The sequence below is a fragment of the Microbacterium sp. NFH-22A-Y genome, from assembly GCF_021401375.1.
Lineage (GTDB): Bacteria > Actinomycetota > Actinomycetes > Actinomycetales > Microbacteriaceae > Microbacterium > Microbacterium hominis.
In genome coordinates this window covers 939,773-965,130 of record NZ_JACBGF010000001.1, presented here as the reverse complement: position 1 = coordinate 965,130, position 25,358 = coordinate 939,773, and the positions used below count along the sequence as shown (strand labels likewise).

General features: G+C 72.7%; 19 protein-coding genes and 1 riboswitch. Of the genes, 7 read left to right on the top strand and 12 right to left on the bottom strand.

From position 1 onward, the window contains the following. Positions 1 to 33: 33 nt before the first annotated feature. From L0965_RS04560 to L0965_RS04520, 9 genes are all read right to left on the bottom strand, one after another. On the bottom strand, positions 34 to 1,194 hold the full coding sequence (locus L0965_RS04560) for a hypothetical protein (RefSeq protein ID WP_061782356.1): 1,161 nt from the start codon (positions 1,192 to 1,194) through the stop codon (positions 34 to 36). Positions 1,195 to 1,257: 63 nt separating this feature from the next. Then, a complete protein-coding gene (locus L0965_RS04555; protein ID WP_101305806.1) occupies positions 1,258 to 3,780 on the bottom strand; it encodes a hypothetical protein in 2,523 nt (840 codons plus the stop codon). Positions 3,781 to 3,937: 157 nt separating this feature from the next. Then, the gene (gene pstS, locus L0965_RS04550; protein ID WP_101305805.1) at positions 3,938 to 5,422 is read right to left on the bottom strand and encodes a phosphate ABC transporter substrate-binding protein PstS; all 1,485 of its coding nucleotides are present in this window, start codon (positions 5,420 to 5,422) and stop codon (positions 3,938 to 3,940) included. Continuing rightward, a complete protein-coding gene (pstA, locus tag L0965_RS04545) occupies positions 5,419 to 6,666 on the bottom strand; it encodes a phosphate ABC transporter permease PstA (RefSeq protein WP_101305804.1) in 1,248 nt (415 codons plus the stop codon). The genes pstS and pstA overlap by 4 nt, the downstream gene beginning before the upstream one ends. After that, positions 6,666 to 7,679 carry a phosphate ABC transporter permease subunit PstC gene (gene pstC, locus L0965_RS04540; protein WP_060960205.1) on the bottom strand — a complete coding sequence of 338 codons (1,014 nt, stop codon included), beginning with the start codon at positions 7,677 to 7,679 and terminating at the stop codon, positions 6,666 to 6,668. Before pstC ends, pstA begins: the two co-directional genes overlap by 1 nt. 207 nt (positions 7,680 to 7,886) lie before the next feature. Continuing rightward, positions 7,887 to 9,569, bottom strand: a complete 1,683-nt coding sequence (locus tag L0965_RS04535; RefSeq protein WP_198553680.1) for a serine/threonine protein kinase — start codon at positions 9,567 to 9,569, stop codon at positions 7,887 to 7,889. After that, positions 9,566 to 10,051 (bottom strand): hypothetical protein, encoded by a 486-nt coding sequence (locus L0965_RS04530; protein WP_060961042.1) that lies wholly within the window; start codon positions 10,049 to 10,051, stop codon positions 9,566 to 9,568. Before L0965_RS04530 ends, L0965_RS04535 begins: the two co-directional genes overlap by 4 nt. Positions 10,052 to 10,225: 174 nt before the next feature. After that, positions 10,226 to 10,819, bottom strand: coding sequence for a recombination mediator RecR (gene recR, locus L0965_RS04525; protein ID WP_060961043.1), 594 nt, complete (start codon positions 10,817 to 10,819; stop codon positions 10,226 to 10,228). A gap of 3 nt (positions 10,820 to 10,822) precedes the next feature. Further along, on the bottom strand, positions 10,823 to 13,000 hold the full coding sequence (locus tag L0965_RS04520; protein WP_198553679.1) for a DNA polymerase III subunit gamma and tau: 2,178 nt from the start codon (positions 12,998 to 13,000) through the stop codon (positions 10,823 to 10,825). Positions 13,001 to 13,086: 86 nt separating this feature from the next. Between L0965_RS04520 and L0965_RS04515 the strand changes: the two genes are divergently transcribed. The 4 genes from L0965_RS04515 (at position 13,087) to thiD (ending at position 17,240) form a co-directional block, all read left to right on the top strand. Next, positions 13,087 to 14,190: an NAD(P)-binding domain-containing protein gene (locus L0965_RS04515; protein WP_101307172.1), complete on the top strand. Its 1,104-nt coding sequence runs from the start codon at positions 13,087 to 13,089 to the stop codon at positions 14,188 to 14,190. A 49-nt stretch (positions 14,191 to 14,239) separates the two neighbouring features. Continuing rightward, a riboswitch (TPP riboswitch) is annotated at positions 14,240 to 14,334 on the top strand. Continuing rightward, positions 14,327 to 15,130, top strand: a complete 804-nt coding sequence (thiM, locus tag L0965_RS04510; protein ID WP_101305801.1) for a hydroxyethylthiazole kinase — start codon at positions 14,327 to 14,329, stop codon at positions 15,128 to 15,130. Its footprint overlaps the riboswitch before it by 8 nt. Next, positions 15,127 to 15,810, top strand: a complete 684-nt coding sequence (thiE, locus tag L0965_RS04505) for a thiamine phosphate synthase (protein WP_101305800.1) — start codon at positions 15,127 to 15,129, stop codon at positions 15,808 to 15,810. Before thiM ends, thiE begins: the two co-directional genes overlap by 4 nt. Next, complete coding sequence (gene thiD / locus L0965_RS04500; RefSeq protein ID WP_101305799.1) at positions 15,807 to 17,240, top strand: bifunctional hydroxymethylpyrimidine kinase/phosphomethylpyrimidine kinase; 1,434 nt, start codon at positions 15,807 to 15,809, stop codon at positions 17,238 to 17,240. Before thiE ends, thiD begins: the two co-directional genes overlap by 4 nt. Positions 17,241 to 17,331: 91 nt before the next feature. On the opposite strand, the gene L0965_RS04495 is transcribed toward thiD, so the two are convergent. From L0965_RS04495 to L0965_RS04485, 3 genes are read right to left on the bottom strand one after another with little or no spacing between them, the layout of a single operon-like run. Then, on the bottom strand, positions 17,332 to 17,844 hold the full coding sequence (locus L0965_RS04495) for a hypothetical protein (protein ID WP_157831569.1): 513 nt from the start codon (positions 17,842 to 17,844) through the stop codon (positions 17,332 to 17,334). Positions 17,845 to 17,848: 4 nt separating this feature from the next. Further along, entirely contained in the window at positions 17,849 to 19,837 is a 1,989-nt protein-coding gene (locus tag L0965_RS04490; RefSeq protein WP_101305797.1) for a primary-amine oxidase, read from the bottom strand. Positions 19,838 to 19,894: 57 nt separating this feature from the next. Beyond that, positions 19,895 to 21,379: an APC family permease gene (locus L0965_RS04485; protein ID WP_101305796.1), complete on the bottom strand. Its 1,485-nt coding sequence runs from the start codon at positions 21,377 to 21,379 to the stop codon at positions 19,895 to 19,897. A gap of 219 nt (positions 21,380 to 21,598) precedes the next feature. On the opposite strand from L0965_RS04485, the gene L0965_RS04480 reads away from it, so the two are divergent. The 3 genes from L0965_RS04480 (at position 21,599) to L0965_RS04470 (ending at position 25,354) form a co-directional block, all read left to right on the top strand. Next, complete coding sequence (locus L0965_RS04480) at positions 21,599 to 23,086, top strand: APC family permease (protein WP_101305795.1); 1,488 nt, start codon at positions 21,599 to 21,601, stop codon at positions 23,084 to 23,086. Beyond that, a complete protein-coding gene (locus tag L0965_RS04475) occupies positions 23,079 to 23,789 on the top strand; it encodes a helix-turn-helix domain-containing protein (RefSeq protein WP_101305794.1) in 711 nt (236 codons plus the stop codon). The genes L0965_RS04480 and L0965_RS04475 overlap by 8 nt, the downstream gene beginning before the upstream one ends. A gap of 71 nt (positions 23,790 to 23,860) precedes the next feature. Beyond that, on the top strand, positions 23,861 to 25,354 hold the full coding sequence (locus L0965_RS04470; RefSeq protein ID WP_232784001.1) for an HNH endonuclease signature motif containing protein: 1,494 nt from the start codon (positions 23,861 to 23,863) through the stop codon (positions 25,352 to 25,354). Positions 25,355 to 25,358: the final 4 nt, after the last annotated feature.

Below are 25,358 nucleotides of genomic sequence, written 5' to 3'. Positions count from 1 at the left end.
GTGTTCTCTTTCTCCGTCTGCGCGACGAGGGGATCAGCCGTTGCGGGTGACGGTGTCACCGACGGGCTTGGCGAAACCGAACTTGAGCTTCACGGCCTTGGTGGTGGCCGGGGAGTTCGAGGTGCCCCAGTAGGTGAGGCTCTGCGGGGAGCTGGTGTCGAGGAGCTCGCCGAGGCCCGCGTCCGAGAGCTTCGCCGTCGGGACGACGATGTAGACGGTGCGACCCCAGCTCGCACTGTTGTAGAAGTCGGAGTTCGGGACCAGCGTGCTGGTGCCGGCGGTGCCGTTGAAGCTCAGCGTGCCGGTGAACGGGCTCGGCAGGCCGTCGATGGTGCCGACGAGCGTGGCCGCGTTGAAGGTGTTGATGCGCGAGGCGCCGTTGACCTGGCCGATGTAGTTCGCGACCGAGACCGGGATCAGCTGGATCTCGTCGGTCCCCGGGGTCAGGACGGTGCCGTCGTTCTCGGGGATCGAGTTGTTGCGCGTGTCCACACCGCTGCCGATGCTGGTGACGCCGATCTTGCTGAGGAAGGTCGTCCAGGTGCCCGAGCTCGACTGGATGGCGAGCGGCTTGACGACGTAGCCCGAGGAGCCGGCCGCGACCGGGGAGGCCGAGGTGGACGTGTAGATCGACTTGAGCTGGGCGGAGGACAGACCCGACACCCAGTCCTTGGCCGCGGCCGCGTCACCGCTGCCGGAGGCGCCCACCTTGAACACGAACGAGATCGCGTCCTGCCCGAAGGGGATGTAGGTGAGGACGCTGCCCTGCGTGCCCGAGACGGACGAGCTGCGCGCGAGGTCGACCTGGTCCTTGATGTTGACGTTGTTGTACGTGAACGAGTTGCCGCCCACGCCGCCGATCGACGCGAGCAGCGCGTTGCGACCGGCACCCGAGCCGTTGGGCCGGTCGAACGTCGGGCCGAAGGGCTTGGTCTGGATCTTGCCGACGCCGCCGGTGACACCGAGGGCGAAGGCGTCCCAGGATGCCAGGACCTTGCCCGCGCCGGTCGCCTTGACCGAGGGGCCCGTGATGTTGGTGCCGTTGGCCAGGGCGCTGACCGCATCCTGCAGCGTGTCCGAGCCGACGATCGAGTAGCCGTCGGTCACGGGGTCGGCGTGAGCAGCGCTCACGCCGAAGCCTGCGAGGGCGACGCCGACCGCGGCACCGATGGCCGCGAACTTCTGGAGTTTCATGTGTTCCTGTTTCCTTGTCGGGTACTGCGTTGGTGGAAGGCAGAAGCGACGCGGGGACGCGCTTCAGAGGACCCGCCGGCGAAAGCGGGTGATCAGGGGGACGATGAGTGCACCCGCGGCGCCGCCGAGGACGGTCGCGGGAACGGCCGCGGCGAGGGCCCCGACATCCGGGTCGCCGGGGGTGGTCGCGCCGGCCAGCGCACCGCTGGCCGCTCCCGTCGCGGTGGGCGCCGCGGCGGCGGGAGCCGCGACGGGAGCCGCAGCAGCCGCCGCGGCGGCCGGTCGCGCGGGAGCCGCGGCGGCCGGGCTGGTGGGCGGCGCCGTGGTGGTGGCGGGGGCGTACGTCTCCAGGCGCTCGGCGGCCGCGGTCGCCTGCGCGACCCATGAGGAGGGCAGTGGCGCGTATCCGGCCGGGAGCTGTCCCTCGTCGGCGCCCGGCGTCTGGCCGTTCGTGCTGACGGCGTAGCGGATGAAGGCGGCGTAGGAGGTCCGCACCGCAGCGGTGGTCTTCGCGGGGTTGTTGGCGGCGTAGATCGGCAGCGTGAGCGGGTAGGCGGATGTCGCGGCCTTCGCCTCCGGCGACGCCGGCTGGAACCCGACGACGGCGCCCGCGGCGTTGTCCGCGGTCATCGCGGCGGCGGCCGCGGCCATCGCGTCGCCGGTGGCCGCGACGAAGCTTCCCGCGGGATTTCGCAGGGATGCCGAGATCACCTGGTACCGGGAGGCCGCGGCGGAGCTGGTCAACCCGAGCATGGCCTGCGACCCGGTCGCCATGCGCGACGCCTTGGCGTAGCGCGGCGGGCTCGCGTAGGGATCCCAGCCGCCGAGGATCTGACCGTCGCCGCGGAGGGTGAGATAGGAGACCGTGCCGAGGTCGGACGCGTACGGACGCCACGTGACGAGGTTCACGGGACCGGAGTTGGTGGGGGCGTACTCGACGGGATCGGCCTTCGGGAAGTCGTCGCGATCGAGCGAGAAGGCGCTTCCCGTCTTGTTCTTCGCCGCGTCCGTGGCGTACCAGGGGTTGACGGTCATCCCCCACGGGTCCGGCTCGCCCGCGAGGAAGGCGCGCGCGTCGTCGTCGGCTGCGATGTAGGCCCACACGGCGCGCGCGGCGTCGGAGCGCCCCTGCGGGACGATCACGTCCGCGATCGCGGGTCCGGCGAGATCCTGCGCGGCCCACTCCGGGTCGTTCACGGCGAGGAAGTCCGGGTCCTTGGTGATGTTGCTGGGGTTCTTGGCACCCATGTACGACGTGTCGGCGCCGGTGGGAAGGGACGACAGGTACGAGTAGCTCAGCAGCTTCGCGAGCAGCCGCGGCGTCAGGTTCACCGAGGTGAACGGCAGGTGCGCCGCCGCGAGGTACTTCTCCGGGATGTCCTGCAGGAACGGGTCCGGCGAGCGGTCGATCGCCAGCGCGACGCTGATGCCGCTGATGGCCAGGGGCGCGTACACGAGCGGATCCGACCCGCCGTCTGCGGCGAGCGGGAACGAGGTGAGGGCCAGCGGCGCGTCGTCGGTGGTCGCGGCGGCCGTCACGGCATCCGATTCGGGGACCGTGAGAAGCGAGTACACGCCCCCGGACGCCTGCTTGCAGACGGCCGGCTGCCACGAGCCCGCGGCGTAGGAGATGAGCTCGCTGCCGGCGAGCTGGTGCTCCTTCGCGCCCGCCTCGCATCTGCTGCCGACGGGCTCGAAGTCCAGCTTGATCGACAGCGCATGCCTCCACGAGTCGATGAACAGGCCCGACTGCGAGATGCTCGAGGCGCCGTTGTCGGCGGTGCCGCGCGGCAGCACGACCAGCCAGCAGCTGGCACCGGTGGTGACGCCGTCGTGGACGACGGGAGTGCCGCAGCCGAGCCCGTTGGACTGCGCGAGGGTCTGGACCTCGAAGGACACCGAGCCGCTGCCGTCGTCCCCCGAGCCCGCCCACGGGATCTCGTTGGTCGTGTACGACGTGAAGAACTCGTTGGTGCTCAGATCGACCGTCAGATCGCGCGACTTCGCCCCCGTCGTGGGATCGGTCTTGATCGCGTCGACGCGCTTGCCGTCACGCGCGACGAACGGGATCGCGGTGTACGGGGGCAGGAAACTCGCGAGACCGGGCGCGGTGTACGCCTGATCCTCCTTCGGCACGTCGGCGAGGGCGGTGCCCGAAGCCCGGTACGCGTCGCGGGACGCGCCGATGTTGCCCGGAGCCCCGTACTGGCACGTGGTGCGGTCGGGGCGGGAGGAGTCGGTCGGGTCGTCGCCCCAGCACATGAAGATCTGCAGGAAGTTCTCGCCACCGCTGCTCACGCTGGACACCACCGACTTCTTGCCGCCGGTCCAGCTGACGCGCACACCCTGCGCCACGAGGTTCTCGGTCTGCGAGACCGTCACGGCCAGGTCGGGCATCGGCGCGTGCGTGAGGTCGCGATCCTGCTCGGCGGCGGTGACGGTGACGGCGGAGGACGCCGGGGTCGCCGCCTGCGCGGGCGAGCCGAGGGCGACGTTCGCGCCCGCCACGAGGGTGAACACGAGGGCGGCCGTCACGAAGCCGCTGGCCGTGGAGGCGAGCAGGGTCCGCCGTCGAGGACGCAGCATCCTGGAACCGTTCTTTCGGGTATCGCCGGCGATCTCTCGCGCGACGTGATCACGCTAGAAGCGCGCTATGGATTCGAGATGAACGAGCTGGGAACGAGGCGACTCGTCGGGGTACCGAACGCTCGAACGCGGTCAAACCCCAGGCCGGGCAGGAAATTCAGCGTCGCCGATCGTTGCGCAGCCGTCGCGACAGCAGCGGTGGCAGGATGACCGCGGCGACCAGGAGTCCCCCGGCGACGAGCATCGTGGTCTGCGGCACCCCCCACGCGTCGGACGCGAGCGTGAACGGGCTCGACACCGCCTGCGCCCCGCCGGCTGCCGCCCCGGAGACCAGGTTGCCGTTGGCGTCGTAGACGGGATCGGATGCCGCCGCCCCGGCCGCCGCGGCCGTTCCTCCCGCCGCGGCGGCGGCCCCGCCGCCTCCGGAGCCGTCGCCGCTGCCGCCGCTCGCGCCGCTGCCGGGATCGTTCGCCGGCGCGCCGGAGTTCTTGCACGTGGACGGATCGAATCCGCTCACGGACGCTCCCGGGATGCGCTTGATCTGGTCGTACGCCGCCTGGACGAGGTTCATCGGCAGCGGCGAGTAGCCGAGCGTCGCGGCCTGGTTCTGCCCCTCGCAGACGACGTACTTCAGGAACTCGCCGAGCGTGAACCCCTTCACATCGGTGAAGACGCCGCCGACCGCTGTGGGCACGATCATGTACGAGTAGCTCGAGACGGGATACGCATCGGCCTCGGGGGCGTTGTACACGTCGTCGAGGATCTGCGTGAGGTAGTCGGGCGAGCTCTGGTCGGTGTTGATCTTCGCGTGCGTCAGGGCGACCTGGACGTTCGCGGCGGTGGGCTCGACGAAGGCGCCCGCCGCGTTCTGCACCCGCACCACGGGGAAGCCCGCGTTGAGCGCGTAGGAGTACTCGACGTAGGTGATCGCGCCCTCGCCGTAGTCCTGCTTGACGTACCCGGACACACCGAGAGACCCGTTCTGGGCTTTGAACGTGCTGTTGATCGTCGGGAACTGCGAAGTCATGCGGTAGGTCCAGATGGACGGGTACTGCGTCGCCATCCAGCGCGTGAACTGCGCCGTCGAGCCGGATCCGTCCGAGCGCACCACGGGGGTGATCGGACGGCTCGGAAGAGCGAGGTCGGGGTTGAGCGACTGGATCGCCGGGTCGTTCCACGCGGTGATCGCTCCGGTGAAGATCTTGGAGATCACCTCTCCGGTCAGCTGCAGCGTCGTGACCCGCTTGCCGTTGATCTTCAGGTTGTACATGAACGAGCTGCCGCCGGCGACGATCGGGAGATAGGCATACGGCCGACCGGAGGGGTCTTCGGGCGCGTCGTTGGGGTTGTCCGGCGTCAGCTGGAAGGGGATCTCGCTGACGGCGAAGTCGACACGACCGCTGATGAAGTCGGTGCGACCGGCGGAGGACCCGGTACCGGAGTAGTTCACCGTCATCGCGAAGTTGTTGGCGACGTTGCGGCGCCACTGGTCGAGCGCGTTCTGCGACCACGTCGACCCGGAGCCCGAGATCGCGACGTACGACGGCGCAGCGCCGGCGGGCAGCACCGACACGAGCGAGAGGGCGACGACGGTCGAGACCGCAGCCGCGGTCCGGACGAGGAGGCGAAGTCGACGGGTCACGATGTCTCCTGGTGAGAGGCGGCGAGCGGAGGGGTCACGCGTGCGGAGCCGCGACGACGCTCGATGCGGAGCAGGTCGTCGCGCGAGCGCTGCGACGCGCGGCGCCGCTGACGGTCGGAGAGGACGCCCGCTCCCCGGCCGCCGATGACGCGCGCGATCACGAAGAGGAGCAGGACGAGGATGATGAGCACCGCGGCCGTCCCGAAGCCGCGCGCGATCATGTTCGGCTCCGGCGACTTGACGAAGTCGAACACCTGCAGCGGCAGGGAGATCATCGGCCCGGTGAAGGGGTTGACGTTCATCTCCGCCGTGACCCCGGAGGTCAGCAGGACCGGCGAGGTCTCACCGATCCCGCGCGCGGTGCCGAGGATCACGGCCGTGACCAGACCCGAGCGCGACGTCGGCAGGACCACGTTCCACACCGTGCGCCAGCGCGTCGTGCCCAGCGCGTAGGACGCCTCGCGCAGATTGTTCGGCACGAGGCGGAGGACGACGTCGGAGGCGCGGATGATGATCGGCAGCATCATGACGCTGATCGCCAGCGCCGCGGCGAACCCCGAGCGCTGGTGCGTGACCAGCGTGACGACGGCCGCGTAGATGAACAATCCGGCCACGATCGACGGCAGCGCCGTCATCGCATCGGAGATCGTCCGCACGAACCGCGCGAAACGCCCGCCGACCTCGTTGAGGAACACCGCCGTGGTGATGCCGAGCGGGATCGTGATCACCAGGGCGATGGAGATCTGGATCAGCGTCCCGACGATCGCGTGTGCGATCCCCCCGACGCTGAGCGGTTCGAGCGGTCCCGCCAGCCGCATGGTCTCCACGAAGAAGTTCGGATGGATCAACGCGGGCACGCCGCGCACGACGGTGAAGCCGAGGACGAAGACCAGGGCGCCGAGCAGCAGGGCGCCCGCCGAGTAGAAGAGCGCGGTCATGATGCGCTCGCTGACGGTGAGGCGGTCGGCGCGCAGGGCGGACAGGACGCCGTACACGCCCAGGAACGCGATGAAGGAGATGATCAGCCACCCGACGAAGCCCGTCATGGGCGTCAGCCATCCGAACAGGAGGGTGGCGATCGCCAGGCCCGCCGCGACCGCACCCAAAACGTTGAACGCGTCGTCGAGGGGGATGCTGCGCAGATCGCGACGAGCGGCGACCTCGTCGCGACGGTGCGGTACGGCCGTCCGCCCCGCGGCGGCGCTCTCCGCGCGCTCCGGCGCGGCGGTCTCGAGGATCGTCATCAGTTGCTCTCCGCTCCCGAACGGCTGCGGGCCACGATCGTGGATGCCGTGAAGTTGACGATCAGGGTGATGATGAACAGCACGAGCCCGGCGGCCATCAGCGCGGACAGCCCGAACTGACTCGCCTCCCCGTAGCGCAGGGCGATCAGCGCCGACACCGAGTTGGTCCCCGTCTTCAGCACCTGCGGGTTGATCGAGAAGATCGGAGAGATGATCATCACGACGGCGATCGTCTCGCCGAGCGCCCGGCCGAGGGCGAGCATGGTTCCGCCGATGATGCCGCCGCGGCCGAACGGGAGCACGACCGTGCGGATCATGCCCCACCTCGTCGAGCCCAGGGCGAGCGCGCCCTCGCGCTCGCCGAGAGGCGCCTGCGAGAACGCCTCGCGCATGACGGAGGTCTGCGTCGGGACGATCATCAGCGACACGACGATGCCGGCGATGAACGCGGAGGAGGTGAAGGCCCCGGCATCCGTGATGCGGGCGCCGGTGTCGTCGGTGACGGCGAACAGCGGGATCCAGCCGAAGTAGGTCGAGATCCACTGCGAGATGGGGATGACGTTGGACTGGAGGAAGAACACGCCCCACAGCCCGAAGACGACGCTCGGGACGGCGGCCATCAGATCGACGAGCGAGATCAGCAGGGGCCGCACGGATCCCGGCACCACCTCGCTGATCAGCAGGGCCGTCGACAGCGACAGCGGGACGGCGATGGTGAGGGCGATCAGGGCGATGGTCACGGTGCCGAAGAGCACGGCCGCGATGCCGAACTCGCCCGTCTCGGGCGACCATTCCTGGGTCCACAGGAAGGCGGGCCCCGACCGCGCGAGCGCCTCGCCGGCGCGCCCGGAGAGGAAGACGCCGACGGCAAGCATGATCGCGACCGTGACCCCGCCCGCCGTGTAGCAGACGGCGCGGAAGATGCGGTCCGCCTGCACCGGGCGGGAGGTGAGCGGCCGCGGGGTCGGCACGGTCGGCGCCGGGATGACCTCCGTCACGGAGTCAGTGGTCATGGCGCCTCCCTGGCGGGCCGAATCGGTCAGCGGATCGCGATGTCGAGCGACGCTTGTGGATCCGGGCCGCGCGCGCTGCGGGGCGCTCGGGACGCACGCCGCGGTCACAGGATGGCGGCACGAGGTGAACGAGGATCGGTCGTTTCATGACCGCCGTCTTACGCCTCGCCGTGCGGGAGATGACGGCTCGGGACGGTGCGCGCAAGGTCACGGACGGGGTGGGTCGGTGACCGCCGGCGACGGTGTCGAAACCGGCGTCGGGGATGCCGACGGGGTGGGCGTCGCGACGGTCTCGACCGGGATCGAGAGCACCACCACCGTGCCGACCGGAGTCCGCTCGCCTGCCGAGGGCATCGACGCGGAGACGGCGCCCGAGGGGCCCGCGCCGGCGACCGCCGTCCGCGACGCGAACCCCGCGGACACGAGGGCGGCCTGGGCGTCGGCGAGCGTCATCCCCACCACCGCAGGGATCGCATTGCTCCCCGACGCGAGACGGAGCGTCACGGGCGAGCCCTCCCGCACACGCTCCCCCGCCCCCGGCGACGACTCCAGCACGACGTCGGCGGGAGCCGGTCCGTCGACGCGCGCGAGGTCGCCGACGGCAAGCCCTGCACTCTCCAGCGCCGCGGTGGCCTCGGCGAGACCGAGCCCCCCGAGCTGCGGAACCCCTACGAGGACCACCGCGTCGCTCGTCGGTGTCGGCGGCGCGGCGACGGACGGCGACGCGGTCGCGGACGGGGCCGTCGGCGAGGCGGCCGGCGGAGCGCTCGTGGATGCCGCCATCGCCGACAGGCCCGCGGCGGCGGTCACCGCGGCGATGAGGACGGCAGCGACCAGGGGCGCCCGCCACGCGCCGCGGGCCGCGGTCACGGCGGGTGGCGGTGCGCTCCCCGCCGCGGCGGCGGGCGTCACGGGGTCGCCCGCGAGACGGGTGCGGTACACGCGGGTCCGCGCCGTCTGCTCCCCCGCCTCGTCCGGAGGCGTGTCCGCGGTGACACCGATCGCGGGGACGGCGGCGGCGAGGGCGGCGGCCATCGCCGCGGCATCCGCGTACCGGTCGTCGGGCCGTTTGAGCATCGCGGTCGTCACGACGCGGTCGAGCGGCCGCGGGATGCCGCGCCGCCGTGCGGAGGGCACGGGCGGCGGAGCGGTGAGGTGGGCGCGCACCACCGCGCGCGCATCGCCGGCGAACGGCGCCGACCCGGTGAGGGCGAAGCAGAGCGTGGCGCCGGCCTGGTAGAGATCACTCGCCTCCCCCACGGCGGCGCCGGACAGCTGCTCCGGCGACGCGTAGGGCACGCTCGCCACGACACCCGCGGTGCGGGAGTCGTCCGCGCTGAGCAGGGCGTCGGCGCCGAGGGTCGTGCGGCCGGGGATGTCCGCGAGCCCGAAGTCGAGCAGCCGGACGCTCCGCGCGAACGCGTCCGCGTTGCCGGCGTCGGCGCTCAGACGAGGGTCGAGCATGATGTTGGCGGGGGTGAGGTCACGGTGCACCACCCCGCCGTCGTGCACCGCCTGCAGCGCATCGAGCACGGCGCCCATCAGCGCGACGGCCGCCCACGGTTCGAGGGGCCCGTGCTCGCGGACGTGATCGGCGAGCGTCTCGCCGTCCACGCGCTCCATCGCGATCCAGGCGACCGGCGGGTCGCGGTCGTCCACCCCGGCGTCGTACACCTCCGCGAGGTTCGGATGCGCGATCGCGCGGGCGGCCCGGACCTCTTCGAAGAACGCCTCCCACACGGCGGGGCCGACGGCGAGGTGCGGGTGCAGCAGTTTCAGGGCGACGACGCCGCCGCCGACGACGTCGTCGGCCTCGAAGACGGACGCCGTCCCCCCGCTGCCGAGCAGCCGGCGGAGGTGGAACCGGTCCGCGATCAGGCCATCGCTCATCGCAGGATGAGCGGATCCGTCGGCTCCGGGCGCGCGAGCACGGGTTCGCCCGCCGCGGCGAGCTCGCGCATCAGACGCACCGCCAGCACCGCCGCGCTCTCCGCCGCCGATCTCTTCTCGTAGCGGCGTGCCCCCATCATGACCAGTGCCCCGCCGGAGCTGACGAACCATCCCGTGCTGCGCAGCCGCGGCGCCGGGTTGGTGTGGATCTCGAAGGCGGCGGCATCCCGCAGCACGACCGCGAGATCGGCCCGCGCCGCCGTCTCATCGGCGAACAGGCGGCATCCGCGGGCGATCTCGCGACGGTTCTCGCTCACGAGGCGCCATGCGACCGCGGGCGCCGGCGGCAGGACGTCCTGACCGGTGAGGAACGGTCCCACGCCGGGCCGGCCCGCCGCGATCTCGGCGACGACGCGCATCCACTCGAGGGCGGAGGGGTGCGTGGCCGCGGGAAAGTGCGCGTAGAGAAGACGCGCGGACATGATGCTCCCTTTCGCGACACCGGAAGTCGTGCACTCGGCCGCGAAGGAAGAGTGTCGGCTGCAGGCGACGCGGACGGGTCGGCGGGGTGAACGCGGGAGGTCGATCTCGCGCACGAGAGGTTGCGCGCGACCGGGGCTAGAGCGCCCAGGCGCGGTCGGACGCCGCCGGCGACATCAGATGCTCCGGCGGCCCTCGAAGGCGCGGCCGAGGGTGACCTCGTCGGCGTACTCGAGGTCGCCGCCGACCGGCAGTCCCGACGCGAGTCGCGTCACACGGATCTCGAGGGTGTGCAGCAGCCGGCTGAGGTAGGTCGCGGTCGCCTCCCCCTCCAGGTTGGGGTTGGTGGCGAGGATGACCTCCTGCACGGTGCCGTCCGCGAGGCGCTGCATGAGCTGCGCGATGCGAAGATCTTCGGGCCCGACGCCCGCGATGGGGCTGATCGCGCCGCCGAGCACGTGATAGAGCCCGCGGAACTCACGGGTGCGTTCGATCGCGGAGACGTCCTTGGCGTCCTCGACGACGCAGATGAACGTCTGGTCTCGTCGCGGATCGCGGCAGATGGCACAACGCTCCTGCTCGCTGACGTTTCCGCAGATCTCGCAGAAGCGCACCCGTTCGCGCAGTTCGCCCAGCAGCTGCGAGAGACGCGCGACGTCGAAGGTCGGCGTCTGCAGGATGTGGAACGCGATGCGCTGCGCCGACTTCGGTCCGATGCCCGGAAGGCGGCCGAACTCGTCGATCAGGTCTTGGACGATGCCGTCGTACATGGATCAGTTGAACCTCGTCGGCGGCGTGTACGGTTCCTCGCGCACGAACGTCGCTCCCAGCACCTGGCGCACGACCGCCTCCCCCACGCGCTCGATCCCGCCGGGGCGGGGGGCGCGTACGGGGGCGGGACGCTCGACGGCCACGGGCGCCCGCGGCGGGACAGGCGCGTCGTCGACGGGCGGCGGGAACTCGTCGTCGTCCGGAGCGTCGTCGTCGGTGAGGGTGTACTCGGCCGCTGCCGGGGACGGCGCCTCGCGGACCGCCGTCAGCGTGCGGACGGGCGCCGCCACGGCATCCTCGGGCTCGTCGTCGACCGCGAGCCCGGGCGCCTCCGTCAGGGCGGATGCGACGGGAGCGGACGGCGCGGCCGCCACCGGGCCGGGATCGGTCGGGATCGGCGCGACGGCCCACTCCGTCACGGGCGCGGCGGCCGCGGAGGCCACGGTGCCGCCCGCCCGTCCGCCTCCGCCCGGGCGCGCGTCGCCCGTGGGAGCGGGCGCGGTCGCGGGCGGCGATGCGGGGCGCGAGGGCTCCGCGGGAGCACCGTCGGACGGCGGGTCGGCGTCGAAGCGCGCGACGTACTTGACCCGGATGCCGAGGACAGCGTGGATCGCTCCGCGCAGGTCTTCGCTCGGTCCCTTCCCGGCCGCGAGCTTCTTGAAGGCGGCCACGTCGCCCTGCGTCCGGAAGCTGAGGGTCAGCACGTCGTCGGCGAACGCGATCGGGGTGGCGTCGGTCGCGATCATCCACGACGACCGGCTCACCGGTTCGAGCCGCTGCAGGATCTCGGGCCATGCATCGCGCACCTGCGGCAGCGTGACGGGACCTGCCGGCGGCACGGGAGCGGCGGCCGGCGGCGGAGTCGGTGCGGCGGCAGCCGGCGGAAGCGGCTCCTCCGGCGGAGTCGACGCGACCCGTGCAGCCGGTGCGGCCGGCGCGGCGGCAGCCGGCGGGGTCGGCGCGGCGGCCGGCGCAGCCGGGTGGGAGGCCGGCGGCTCCGCAACGGGAGCGGCGGCGGGCACGGCCACCGGCGGCGAGTCCGGGGCCGCCGGAACGGATCCGGCGGTGTGGGCGAGGACGCGGGCGACGAGCAGCTCCAGCTGCAGCCGCGGGGACGTCGCACCGCTCATGTCGTCGAGGGCTCCGACGACGAGATCGGCGATGCGCGAGAGGCGATCGGTGCCGAACGCGGACGCCTGACGGCCCATCCGCTCGAGCTCGTCGGCCGGGATGCCGCGCAGCACCGCGCCGGCACCGTCTCCCGTGGCCGCGACGATGATGAGGTCGCGCAGACGCTCGAGCAGGTCGTCGACGAATCGACGCGGGTCCTGACCCGTCTGCACGACGCGGTCGACGGCCGCGAAGGCGGCGGCCGCGTCGTGGGCCGAGAACGCCGTGACGACCTCGTCGAGCAGGGCGCCGTGCGTGTAGCCGAGCAGGGCGACGGCGCGCTCGTAGCGCACGGTCGCACCGGCGGCGCCGTCGACCGGATCGGATCCGGCGATGAGCTGGTCGAGCAGCGACAGCGTGTCGCGGGGCGACCCTCCGCCGGCGCGGACCACGAGCGGCAGCACGCCCGCCTCCGTCTGCACACCCTCCTGTGCGCACAGCTGTTCGACGTACTCGAGCATCGCGGCGGGCGCGACGAGGCGGAACGGGTAGTGGTGGGTGCGCGAGCGGATCGTGCCGATGACCTTCTCGGGCTCGGTCGTCGCGAAGATGAACTTGACGTGCTCCGGCGGCTCCTCGACGAGCTTGAGCAGGGCGTTGAACCCCTGCGCCGTCACCATGTGCGCCTCGTCGAGGATGAAGATCTTGAACCGGTCGCGCGCGGGGGCGAAGATCGCGCGCTCACGCAGGTCGCGGGCGTCGTCGACGCCGTTGTGCGAGGCCGCGTCGATCTCGACCACGTCGAGGGAGCCCCCGCCTCCGCGGCTGAGCTCCACGCAGCTGTCGCAGACGCCGCAGGGGGTGTCGGTCGGGCCCGCCGCGCAGTTCAGGCAGCGGGCGAGGATGCGCGCCGAGGTCGTCTTGCCGCAGCCGCGCGGGCCGCTGAACAGATACGCGTGCCCGACGCGGTCGCCGCGCAAGGCGGTCATGAGCGGCTCGGTCACCTGCGCCTGCCCGATCATCTCGCCGAACGTCTCCGGACGGTAGCGGCGGTACAGGGCGGTGGTCACCAGAACAGACTACGGCGTGCCCCCGACATGCGGCGCGGCGGGCGCCCCGGCGGGAACATCTGCGGCCGGACCGCGTTGGGATGGGCATGAGTCTCGCCCTGCCCGACCGGACGGTGGACGTCCTCGTGATCGGCGCCGGCCAGGCGGGACTGTCGGCGGCCTACCATCTGCGCCGCCGCGGGTTCGTCCCGGCACCGGGCGACGGACGCGCCCCCGTGTTCGTCGTGCTCGACGCCGATGCCGCTCCGGGCGGCGCCTGGCAGCATCGGTGGCGTTCGCTGCGGATGGCGACCGTCAACGGCATCCACGAACTGCCGGGAGCCCCCGTTCCCCCGGCCGACCCCGACGCGGCGAGCGCCGACGTGCTCCCGGCGTACTTCGCCGACTACGAGCGGCGATTCGATCTGAGGGTCCAGCGGCCCGTGGACGTCACCGCCGTGCGCCGCGTCGACGCCGATCCGCACGGCCTCCTGGAGGTCGACACCGATCGCGGAGCCTGGCACGCGCGGTTCGTGATCAACGCCACGGGCACCTGGCGACGGCCGTTCTGGCCCCACTACCCGGGTCAGGAGCAGTTCGCGGGCCGCCAGCTGCACGTGCACGACTACGTGTCGGCCGACGAGTTCCGCGGTCAGCGCGTCGTCGTCGTGGGCGCCGGCATCTCGGCCGTGCAGCTCCTGGAGGAGATCTCCCGGGTCGCCGACACCTTCTGGGTCACGCGGCAGGAGGTGCGGTGGGATGCCGCGGAGTTCGACACCGCGGCCCGCGTCGCGGCGATCGCGGGCGTGGAGGAGCGGGTGCGGCGCGGTGAGGCGCCGGGCAGCGTGATCTCGGTGACGGGCCAGCACTGGACGCCCTGGGCGCGGCGTGCGCAGGAGCGCGGCGTCCTGGTGCGCCACCCGATGTTCACCCGCATCGAGGAGCACGGGGTACGGATGCCCGACGGGTCGTTCGAGCCCGCCGACGTCATCCTGTGGGCCACCGGCTTCCGCGCCGACATCGCCCATCTCGCCCCGCTGGGGCTGCGGACCGCGCTCGGCGGTGTCCGCGTGGCGAACGGTCGCGCCGTGGACGAGCAGCGGCTGTTCCTCATCGGCTACGGGCCGTCGCAGTCGACGGTGGGCGCGAACCGCGCCGGCCGCGACGCGGTGCGCGCGATCGTGGCCGACCTCGCGGCCGCTCCGGTCTGAGCCGCCGACGGCGGGTTCGCGCCCGCGGCGACGCCCTGCTACATTCCTGGTCAACGACACGGGGTGCCCGAACCATGGGCTGAGATCACACCCGTCGAACCTGATCTCGTTCGTACGAGCGAAGGGATGTCCCCTGATGAGCGCGCGCGCCCACCTCTCCCCCGCCGACGCCGTGGATGCCGTGCGCACGGCCCATCCGCTGGTGCAGTGCATCACCAACGCGGTGGTGACGAACTTCACCGCCAACACCCTCCTGGCCCTGGGCGCCGCCCCCGCGATGTGCGACATCCCCGGCGAAGCGGGCGTGTTCGCGGGCATCGCGGACGGCGTGCTCGTGAACCTCGGCACGCCGACGGCCGAGCAGCGCACCGCGGCGCGCGAGGCGGTCGCGGCGACCGAGCGCTGGGTGCTCGATCCCGTCGCCGTCGGCGTGCTCCCGGTGCGGACGGCCCTCGCCGCCGAGCTCGTCGAGCGCCGACCCGCGATCGTGCGCGGCAATGCGTCGGAGATCCTCGCACTCGCCGGCCTCGGGGCGGGCGGACGCGGCGTGGATGCCACCGACGACCCGGAGGCCGCGGGGGACGCGGCGGTCGCGCTCGCCCGGCGGACGGGCGGGGTGGTGGCGGTGTCGGGGCCGGTCGACCTGATCACCGACGGCACCCGGGTGGTCCGGGTGCACGGCGGCGACGCGCTGCTGACCCGGGTGACGGGAGGCGGATGCGCGCTCGGTGCGACCATGGCGGCCTTCCTGGGCGTGTGCGACCCACTGTCGGCGGCGGTCGCGGCCTCCGCCGTGCACGCCGTCGCGGCGGAACGGGCGGCGCGCGCGGCCAGCGGGCCGGGCTCGTTCGCGGTGGCGTTCCTCGACGCTCTGGCCGCCGTGGCGCCGGCCGACCTCGACACCCCCGATCGTCTCTCGTCTGCGGAGCCCGCGCGATGAGCGGGGCCACCGGTCACGACCTCTCGCTGCACCTCGTCACCGACGAGCGCGTCCCGTTCCCGCTGCTGTGCGAGATCGTCGATGCGGCCGTGGCCGGCGGGGCGAGCGTGGTGCAGCTGCGCGCGAAGACCTCCACCGCCCGCGAGCTGATCGCACAGGCGGTCGCTCTGTCGGATGTCGTCGCCGCACGGGCGGCGCTCGTCGTCGACGACCGGCTCGACGTCGTGCTCGCGGCCCGTGACGCCGGCGCCCGTGTCGACGGCATCCACCTGGGCCAGAGCGACGTGCCCCCGCAGACCGCCCGTGCCCTGCTCGGCGCCGACGCGCTGGTCGGCTGGACGGCGAACACCCCCGCCCATCTCGCCGACGCGGCCGAGATGCCCGCCGGCACCCTCGACTACCTCGGGGTGGGGGTCATCCGGCCCACCGCGACCAAGCCCGATCACCCCGAGCCGCTCGGCATCGGCGGGTTCGCGAGGATCGCCGCCGCGACCGCACTGCCCTGCGTCGCGATCGGGGGCGTGACGCCGGCCGACGTCCCTGCCCTCCGGGCCGCGGGCGCCGCGGGCGTCGCGGTGGTCTCGGCGATCTGCGCGGCCGCCGATCCGGGCGCGGCGGCGGGGATCTTCGCCGCCGCTCTGACCGGCCCCGCCGAGCACGCCGCCGAGGCGGCCCGGTGACCGCCGGCATCCCCCGCGTGCTCAGCATCGCCGGGACCGATCCGACCGGTGGGGCGGGCATCCAGGCCGACCTCAAGTCGATCGGCGCGCTCGGCGGGTACGGGATGGCGGTGGTCACGGTGCTCGTCGCCCAGAACACCCGCGGCGTGCGCACGCTGCACGCGCCGCCGACGGCGTTCCTCGACGAGCAGTTGCGCGCGGTCAGCGATGACGTCGAGATCGATGCGGTCAAGATCGGCATGCTGCTCTCGGGCGAGATCGCCGGCGTCGTCGAGGCCTGGCTGACGCGGGTGCGTCCGCCGGTGGTGGTCCTCGATCCGGTGATGGTGGCCACGAGCGGCGACCGGCTCCTCGACGCCGAGGCGGTGGCGGCCGTCCGCCGGCTGTGCCGCCGCGCCCACCTCGTCACCCCGAACCTGCCCGAGCTGGCCGTCCTCGTCGACGCCGCGCCCGCCGCATCGTGGGCGCAGGCCGTGGCACAGGCCGAACGCCTGCACCGTGAGACCGGGACGGCCGTGCTGCTGAAGGGCGGGCACCTCGACGGCGCCGCCTCTCCCGATGCGATCGTCGACGCCGACGGCGTGCACGAGGTCTCCGGCATCCGCGTGATGACCCGTCACACGCACGGCACCGGGTGCTCGCTGTCCTCCGCCATGGCCACGCTCGGCGCCGCCGGGATGCCGTGGCCGGCGGCGCTGGCACGGGCGAAGGCGTGGCTGACGGGCGCGTTGCAGCATGCCGACGCCCTTCGCGTCGGCGAGGGCGACGGACCCGTCGACCACTTCCACGAGCTGCGCCCCGCGCTGCGGGACGGGGCGCCGTGGAGCGCGGGCGTGTGGCGGCTGACCTCGACCGTTCGCGCCGACGTCGACGCGTGCGACCTCGTGACGGGCCTCGGCGACGGCTCCCTCGACCTCGACCGCTTCCATCGCTACCTCGCGCAGGACGCCCTGTATCTGCGGGCATACTCCGGCGTGCTCGCCCGCGCCGCCGAGCTCGCGGCGGATGGGCAGGAGCGCGCCTTCTGGACCGAGGCGTCGACCTCGTGCCTCCTCGAGGAGGAGCGCCTCCACCGCGTGCGCATCGGCGAGGCCCACCCCGAGCCGGGCCCGGCCACGCGCGGCTATCTCGCCCACTTCGACCGGGTCGTCGCGGGCGGCTCCTCTGCGGAGCTGGTCGCCGCCGTGCTCCCCTGCTTCTGGCTCTACGCCGACCTCGGCACCCGGCTCGCGCCGCTCGCGCACGACGCGCACCCCTACGCCGACTGGCTGCGGGCCTACGGCGACCCGGCGTTCGCGGAGGCCACGAGGCGGGCGATCGCGATCGCCGACGCGGCAGCCGCCGCGGCATCCCCGGACGACCGCGACCGGATGTCCGCCGCGTTCGAGCGGTCGATGCGTCACGAGCTCGCCTTCTTCGACGCCCCCTGAGGGTGACGATTCCGTTGACGCTCACGCCGGAGACCAGACCCGCGTTTCCTGCGCGGACGTCAACGGAACGGCCTGTGGACGAGAGGGCGCCTCAGACGACGAGGGCGAGCGACATCAGACCCACGGATGCCGCCATCGCCGCATACTGTCCGCGATCCAGCGCGGTGCGCGCCCGCACGGCCACCCGCACCGATCCGAGCACATAGGCGCCGGCGAGCGCGACGCCCACCGGTGCGAGTGCCGGAGCGGACGCCCCATGGTGATGCGCGGCGTCGGCGACCCCGCCGCCGGTCATCGCGAGCATCAGCGCCGCCATCACGACCATGCCCGCGGCGGCATGCAGTCCCATCGGCATCCGTACGGCGTCCGCGGACCGGCCGGATCCTCGACGCCGTCCACCGGCCGCCGAGAGGGCGATCGCCCCGGCCAGGAGCATCGCCACCCACCACACCACCGGCACGAGCCGCGTCACCGCGGCATCCGCCATCGCGACGAGCATGAGCAGCGCGGTCGCCAGCTCCCCGGCTCGCGCCCGCCGCCGGTCGGCTGCCAGGCAGCACAGTCCGATCGTGGCGGGCGCGAGCGCGAACAGGTGCAGGGTCACGTTCTCAACTGTGGTGTCCGTGACCGCCGTGGTCATGACCGTGACCGCCGTGATCATGACCGGGCGCGCAGTGCGCGGACGTCGGCGCGGGAACATGCAGCGCGGGGTTGCGCTCGAAGAAGTTGTACGGCTTGAGGGTGAACTTCGCGTAGTCCATCGGCATGACCGGCCAGTCCTCGTTGCGCGGGAAGTGCGTCAGGCCGAAGGTGTGCCACAGCACGAGGTCCTCGCCGACCAGCGGCTCGTCGCCGGCGATGAAGGCGGGGATGCCGCCGCCGCCCGGGTGCTGGTTGACGAAGTCCCCCGCCGCGTACCGCTCGTCCGGGTCGTACTTCGTGACGAAGAGGTTCTTGGTCGCGAAGGCGGCGCGCGCGGCGATCGAGGAGTCGTCGTCCGCCAGCAGCACGGGGGTCTCCGTCGGGAAGAGCACGTACGACGTGGGCTGGCCCATCGCCGTGGTCCGCTCGGTCGACGCGATCTGCCAGACCCGGTTCACGGCGCCGTCGGCGACGCGGCCGGAGACCATCTCCGACACGATGGGCGTGACCTTCTTCGTGAAGGCGTTGCCCGCCGGGTTCTGCGGCGAGATCGGCACCCGCACCGCGTCGATCTCGTTGACGACGTTCGCCACGCCGTCCACGGTCATGTCGAGCCGGGCCGAGAAGAGGTGCTGATGGTAGGGGGCGCCCAGGCCGGGTGCCACCTGCGACGCGAACGGGTAGTCCGCGCCGGGGTAGGCGGAGGTGAAGAGGATGCCGGTCAGCTTCGCCTCGCACTCGAGCGTGCCGTCGAGGTACAGGTACCAGAAGAAGCCGTAGTCGTAGTTGCCGACCGTGGTGAAGAAGGAGATCACGAGCCGGCGCTGGCGGCGCACCTCGCTGGCGCCCGTGAAGATGTCGGTGTGCTTCCAGAGGGAGCCGAAGTCCTCCTCGTGCATGCACACGCCGTTGCGGACGGTCCGCGGCATCCCCAGCTCGTCGGCGAGCACCGCGTCGACGTAGGTGATGTCGCCGACGCAGTCGCACCCGAGCTCCAGCTCGTTGGTGTAGCGCCCAAACAGGTATTCGCCGGTGTCGAAGTAGTTCTGCCAGAAGCGGTTGGGCGCGGGGTCGGCGTACGGGACGACCATCTCGCTGATCGAGCCGCGGTACATGACCGGTCGTCCCTGGAAGCTCAGCCGGCGCAGGATCAGCCCTTCGCGCGCGTCGAAACCGATGCGCAGATCCCAGTCCCCCCACACGACGTGCTCCTGGTCGACCGTGAAGCTCGACCCCTCGGGCTGAGTGATGACGATCGGCTTCAGCCCTTCGAGGGGCGGGCCCTGGAGGGCGGGATCGTCGTAGTTGCCGCTCGTCTCGGGCACCGCGAACCCGGGGGTGTCCACGATCTCGATCACCGAGCGCGCCGCGACGTCGATGTAGGCCGTGAGGCCGTCGACGGGATGGGCCCACGGATGGTCCTGGGGGTGATCCTGGCGGAAGGCGAAGGTGCGGAGGATGCGTCGTCCCTCCTCGGCCGGGTACCCGTAGTGTCCCGCCGACAGCGGAACGAGCACGACGTCCTCGACGGTCAGACCGCGGGCGGCGAGCGCGGCCACCCATCCCTCGTCGGCGCCGGCGATCACGCCGACCTCCTCGAACTCCGCATCGAGGATCGGGAGCTGTCCCGCCGTTCCGTCGAGCACCGTCTCGCGCAGCACCTCGCCGCTGGCGAGGGACACGACGAGGTCGCTCGACCGGGTCGTCGCCATGTCGAGCAGCTGCACCCGTGCGCGCCGCTCGGGCGCGGGCCCGCCCTGCTCCCACGCCGCGATCTCGCCCTTGGCCGGCTCTTCCAGTCCGACGTAGACGAATCGGACGCGATCGGTGGTCGACGCGAGCGCCAGCACGATCGTGCGGACCGCGTCGATCTCGGCGGCGGAGAGGGAAGCCAGCGGGTGGGCGGGCACGGCGGGGGCGGCGAAGCCCGACGCGGTGAGGTCGGTGAGGGTCATCCGGATGTCCTTCGTTCGAGGGGTGGGGCTTTCGTGGGGTGCGGCGTTCGAGGGTGCTCAGCCGGCGATGGCGTCGGTGAGCTTCGCGTAGGCGGCGGGGCGGCGCGCGCGGATCCACGCGGCCTGGACGTAGCCCAGAGCGGGGAAGAGCACGACGAGCCCGATGAGGAACCAGCTCAGCCCGCCGAACACCGGGGCGCCCTCGGCATCCACATCGCCGACCATGATCGGGAAGTAGGCGACGATGAGCGCCGCCGAGATGACGAGCCCCGCGAACCCGAGCGCCGGGGCGACGATGGTGTTCCAGACCCGCCGGTCGGAGCGCCGCCTCAGGAAGTAGACGATCACCGCCACCGAGGTGACGGCCATGAGGATCGCGATGGCGAGCGTGGCGACGCCGGCGAACCACGTGAAGACGGCCAGCACCGGGTCGAGCTGGAAGGCTGCGAAGATCCCCGTCAGCACGGCGGCCGTGACGGTCTGGACGATGGAGGACGCGTGCGGCGACAGGTGGCGGTGGTGCACGGCGGACAGCCGCTCGGGCAGAACGCCGGCGGTGGCCATCGAGTGCTGGTAGCGGGTGACGACGTTGTGGAAGGAGAGCACGCACGCGAACATCGACGTGATCAGCAGCACGTTCGTGACGATCTCCCCGATCGGTCCCAGGTAGGTGGCCATCGTGCGCAGGATGAGGCTGCCCGGATCGGCGGCCGCCTCGTCGACGATCGCGCTCGGTCCCCACGCCATCACGAGACCCCAAGAGGCCACGGTGTAGAAGACGCCGATGCCGATCACGGCCATGTAGGTGGCCCGCGGGATGGTGCGATCCGGGTCGCGAGCCTCGTCGCGGAAGATGGCGGTGGCCTCGAAGCCGATGAAGGCCGCGATGGCGAACATGAGCCCGACCCCCGGCGAGCCGCTGGCGATGTTGGCGGGCTCGAAGGGGGCGAGGCTCAGCCCCTCGGGGGCACGGAACAGCACGACGGCGACGAGCACGACGACGACACCGACCTCCGCGATCAGCAGCACCCCGAGCACCTTGCTCGACAGGTCGATGTGCCGATAGCCGAGGATGCCGACCAGTCCGATGACCAGCAGCGAGAACAGCCACCACGGCAGCGAGATCCCGGCCGTCGACGCGAGCGTGTAGGAGAGGATGTAGCCGACGTAGCCGTACACCGAGACCTGGATCGTCGTGTAGGTCAGCATCGCGATCCATGCCGCCGCCAGTCCCGTCGAACGTCCGAGGCCGTAGCCGACGTAGGTGAAGAAGGCGCCCGGCCGCGGGATGTGCCGCGACATCGCGGCGAGACCCACGGAGAACAGCAGCAGGATGACGGCGCTGACGGCGTACAGGGCCGGGAAGCCGACCCCGTTTCCGATCAGGATGCCGAGCGGCGCCGCACCCCCGATGACGGTGAGCGGCGACGCCGCGGCGACGACCATGAAGACGATGGCCGTCGCGCCCAGCGAGCCCGTCAGGGCGCGGGCGGGCGACGCGGCGGACGGGGCGGCGGCGCCGGGTGAGTCGATTCTCGTCATGATGACCTCTCCAGATCGGGGTGCGGAGCGAGGCGGAAGGAACGGATACCGGGATCGTCGCGCAGGGCCGTCACGGCGCCGTCTCCGGGCCGTGAAAATCCCGCGCTCCCGGAATGGGAGGGCCCGCCGGCGGCGTCTCATTCGGGGAAACCAGGCGGAAACACGAGAGACGTGGGGCGGCAACGGCGCCGCCCTAGCATCGGCGGGCAAGGAGGGACGATGACCGCACTGGAGCGCGCGATCCGCAGCCCCGCGCCGGTCCGCGACTTCGGCGGACGCTCACCGCTGCACGGCCTGGACCGGCGCAGCGTCGGGTTCATCGACGTGATGGCGCAGTCGGTCGCCGCCGTCGCCCCGGCCGCGGCGGCGACCACGGTCACGGTCCTGGTCGCCGGCGTGTCGCCCGGTGGCGTCATCGTGTCGGTGCTCGTCGCCGGGGTCCTGAGCCTGCTGGTCGCCTCTGCCGTCGGCCAGTTCGCGCGCCGCCTCGCCGCGTCGGGCGCGCTGTACACGTACGCGGCGCGCGGACTCGGGCCGGCGGGCGGACTCGCGACGGGAACCGCCGCCGTGGTCGGGTACGCCGCCGTCGCGATGTTCGCGCTCCTCGGCGGCGCCTACTACACCGCCCTCCTGCTCCGGCCGTTCTGGCCGGCCGCCGACGCACCGCTCGGGATCGCCTGCGTCCTGCTGGCCGAGGCGGGACTGCTGACTCTCGTGCTCGTCCGCGGCATCCGCCTCTCCGCTCGCGTCGCGCTGCTCGTGGAATTCGCCTCCGTCGTGCTCATCGTCGTCCTGCTCGTGGTGCTGCTGACGCGGATCGGTCCGGTCGATCCGGCGGCGCTGCTGCCGTCGCCCGCCGCCGACACGCCGCTGGGGGTAGGCGCCGGGGCGCTCATCGCCCTGACCGCGTACGTCGGGTTCGAGAGCGCGGCGACGCTCGGGGTGGAGGCGCGCACCCCGCTGCGGACGATCCCCCGCGCGGTCCGCGCCACCGTCGTGATCTCGCTCCTGCTCTACCTCCTGGCCGCGGCCGCCCAGGTCGCCGGGTTCGCCGCGCTGCGCCGCGACTTCGCCGCCAGCGCGTCGCCGCTCAACGAGCTCGCCGACGCGTTCGGCATCGGCGGGTGGGCGAGCGTCGCCGACCTCGGCATCGCGGCATCCTTCCTGGCGTGCGCCATCGGGTCGACCACGGCGTTGGCGAGGGTGCTGTTCGCGATGGGACGCGACGACGTCATGCCGCGCCTCGCGGGACGCACCCACGCGCGCTACGGCACGCCCATCGGCGCCATCGCGATCGCCCTGCCCGCGGTGGTGGGCGTTCCGCTGGCGCTCGTCGTCTGCGGCGTCGACCTCCGCGACGCGATGCACATCACGATCGCCCTCGGCGGCATCGGCTACATCGTCTCGTACGTGTTCGCCTGCATCGCGGTGCCGCTGTTCCTGCGCAGGATCGGGGAGCTGACGTCGCTCGCCGCGGTTACGGCCCTGTGCGCCGCCGTCGCGCTGTCGGGGGCCGTGGTCGCCTTCGCGGCGGCCGACATCGCGGCGGGCAGCGCCGCCGTGTGGATCGCCGCCGCGGTCGGCGCCGTCTCGGCCGCCCTGATCGCGTGGCGCCTGCGCCGCCCGATCGGCCCGTTGGGGGCGTACGACGTCCCCGTCGCCGCGGCCGTGCTCGGCGGCATCGCACGAGATGACCGGGATGGCTGAGACACGCGCCGGCCCCTCGCAGCCGACGCTCTCCGCGCGCCAGCCGCGCGCGATCCACAGCGCGCTCACCGTGCTCGAAGCGGTCGCGGAGCTCGGCGCCGGCGTGACGGCGCGCGAGCTCTCGACGCGGCTCGCGCTGCCGCGCGCGACGACCTACCGTCTGCTCAACCTGCTCGTCGAGGACGAGTACCTCGTTCGCACCCCCGATCTGTCCGGATTCGCGCTGGGGTCGAAGGTGGCGCAGCTGGCCGCGGCCGCCGCCCCCGCTCGACTGCCCACCCGCGCCCACGACATGGTCGCCGACGCGCGATCGACCATACGAGGAGGCGTCCACGTCGCCGTGTACGTCGACCGCCGCGTGCAGTTGCTCGACGAGGATCCCGATTTCCCCTTCAGCGATGCGGTACGCCTGGCGCGCGAGCCGGAGCGCTACGCGCTCGGCGCCCTCATGCTGGTCGCCGCGGGCGATTCCGGACCCACCGCGACGACCGCGGCGGCCGAGCTCGCGCGGATCGGCGGTGTGCGCCGGCTCGACGGCGGCGTGGCGGGGTTCGGATGCCTGGCCGTCCCCCTCCGCGGCGCCGACGGCGGCATCGCCGGCGCGCTGGCCTTCTCCGGCCCGCGGCACCGGATCGTCGAGGCGGACGAGCTGCTCGGGCGGCTGACCCCCGTCGCCGAGGACGTCGCGCCGTACGTCGCGTGATGCGACGTCTCTTCCGAACCCGTTGCGTCCTTCGAACTTTTGTTCTATACTGGGGCGGAGAAGTCCCGCGCGTGCCCACCTCCTTTCAGCGGGTTCTGCCGCCCGGCCTCGGCCGGGCGGAGGTGATGATGCACGCGATCCCGGATGCCCCGGCTCGGGGTTCGGCCTGGCCGGCGTTGGATGATCTGGTGACGCGCCTGCGGGCGGCCCGGCGCCGCATCGCCGCAGCGCAGGCGGAGGAAGCGGCCGTGCTCGCGGCGGCGGTCGAGCTCGTCGCAGAGCGGGTGGCGGTGTCACGGCAGGAGGCCCAGCAGCAGGGCCGGACTCTGCGGATGGGAGACGCGGATCTCCCGGTGCGCGAAGTGTGCCTCGAACTGGGCATGGCGATCCGGGCTTCCGACAGGGGCGTGCAGCGGCGGATGTCCGATGCGCATCAGCTGAAGACCTCGTTCTCCCGCACCCATGCGGCGTGGGCGGCCGGTGAGATCGACGCCGGTCATGCCTGGGCGATCAGCAGGACCGGGACCATGCTCACCGGCGACGAGGATCGCGCGCGGTTCGAGGATCGTGCGCTGGAGGTCGCCCGATCCGAATCCCCGACCCGCGCGGCGCCGGCGATCACGGCGATCGCCGCGAGCATCGACCCGGCCGCGTTCGAGCAGTCCGCCCGTCGGGGCTTCGATGAGCGCTCGGTGCGCCTGTTCGACCTCGACGACGGGATGGCGAGGTTGATCGCCGACCTCCCGGCCCCGCTCGCCCACGCGATCCACGACGCGCTGACCACCCGTGCCCGCGCGATCCTCGACCGCGAGCCGGAGGCGGAGGCCGACGCGGCCACGCCGCGGGCCCACGCCGATCCCGATGGCGGACACGACGCCGACGAGGATGCCGTGGTCACCGGGGACGGCAGGGGAACCGGCCCGGGAACGGGCGGTCGAACCGGCAGCCGGCACGGGGCGGACGCCCGCACGCTGGCGCAGGTGCGCGCGGACGTCTTCAGCGACCTGGTGCTCACCGGCCGACCGACGACCCGCGCGACCGGCGACGGCCTCGAGGCCGTCGCGGCGCGGATCCACGTCACGATCCCCGCCCTCACCCTCGCCGGCGACCCGACCGGCGGCCCGGCCCTGCTGGCGGGGTACGGTCCGATCGCCACATCTCTCGCCCGTCGCCTCGCGGGGCTCGCCCCCGGCTGGGACCGGATCTTCACCGACCCGCATACCGGCGAGGTCCGCGCGGTGGACCGGTACCGCCCCAGCGCGGAGCTACGCCGCTATCTCACCGCCCGCGACGAGCACTGCCGCACCCCCGGCTGCACCCGGCCCGCGCAGCGGTGCGACATCGACCACACGACCGCGGCCGCGCAGGGCGGCGCCACCGCCCACGACAACCTCGCCCACCTGTGCCGGCGGCACCATACGACGAAGCACCACACGGCGTGGCGCGTCCGGCACCTCGGAAACGGCACGCTCGAGTGGACGAGCCCCGCCGGACACCACTACCGCGACCGCCCAGCCGCCACCGTCAGGTTCGTCCCCACCGCGGAGGACCCGCCGCCGTTCTGACCCG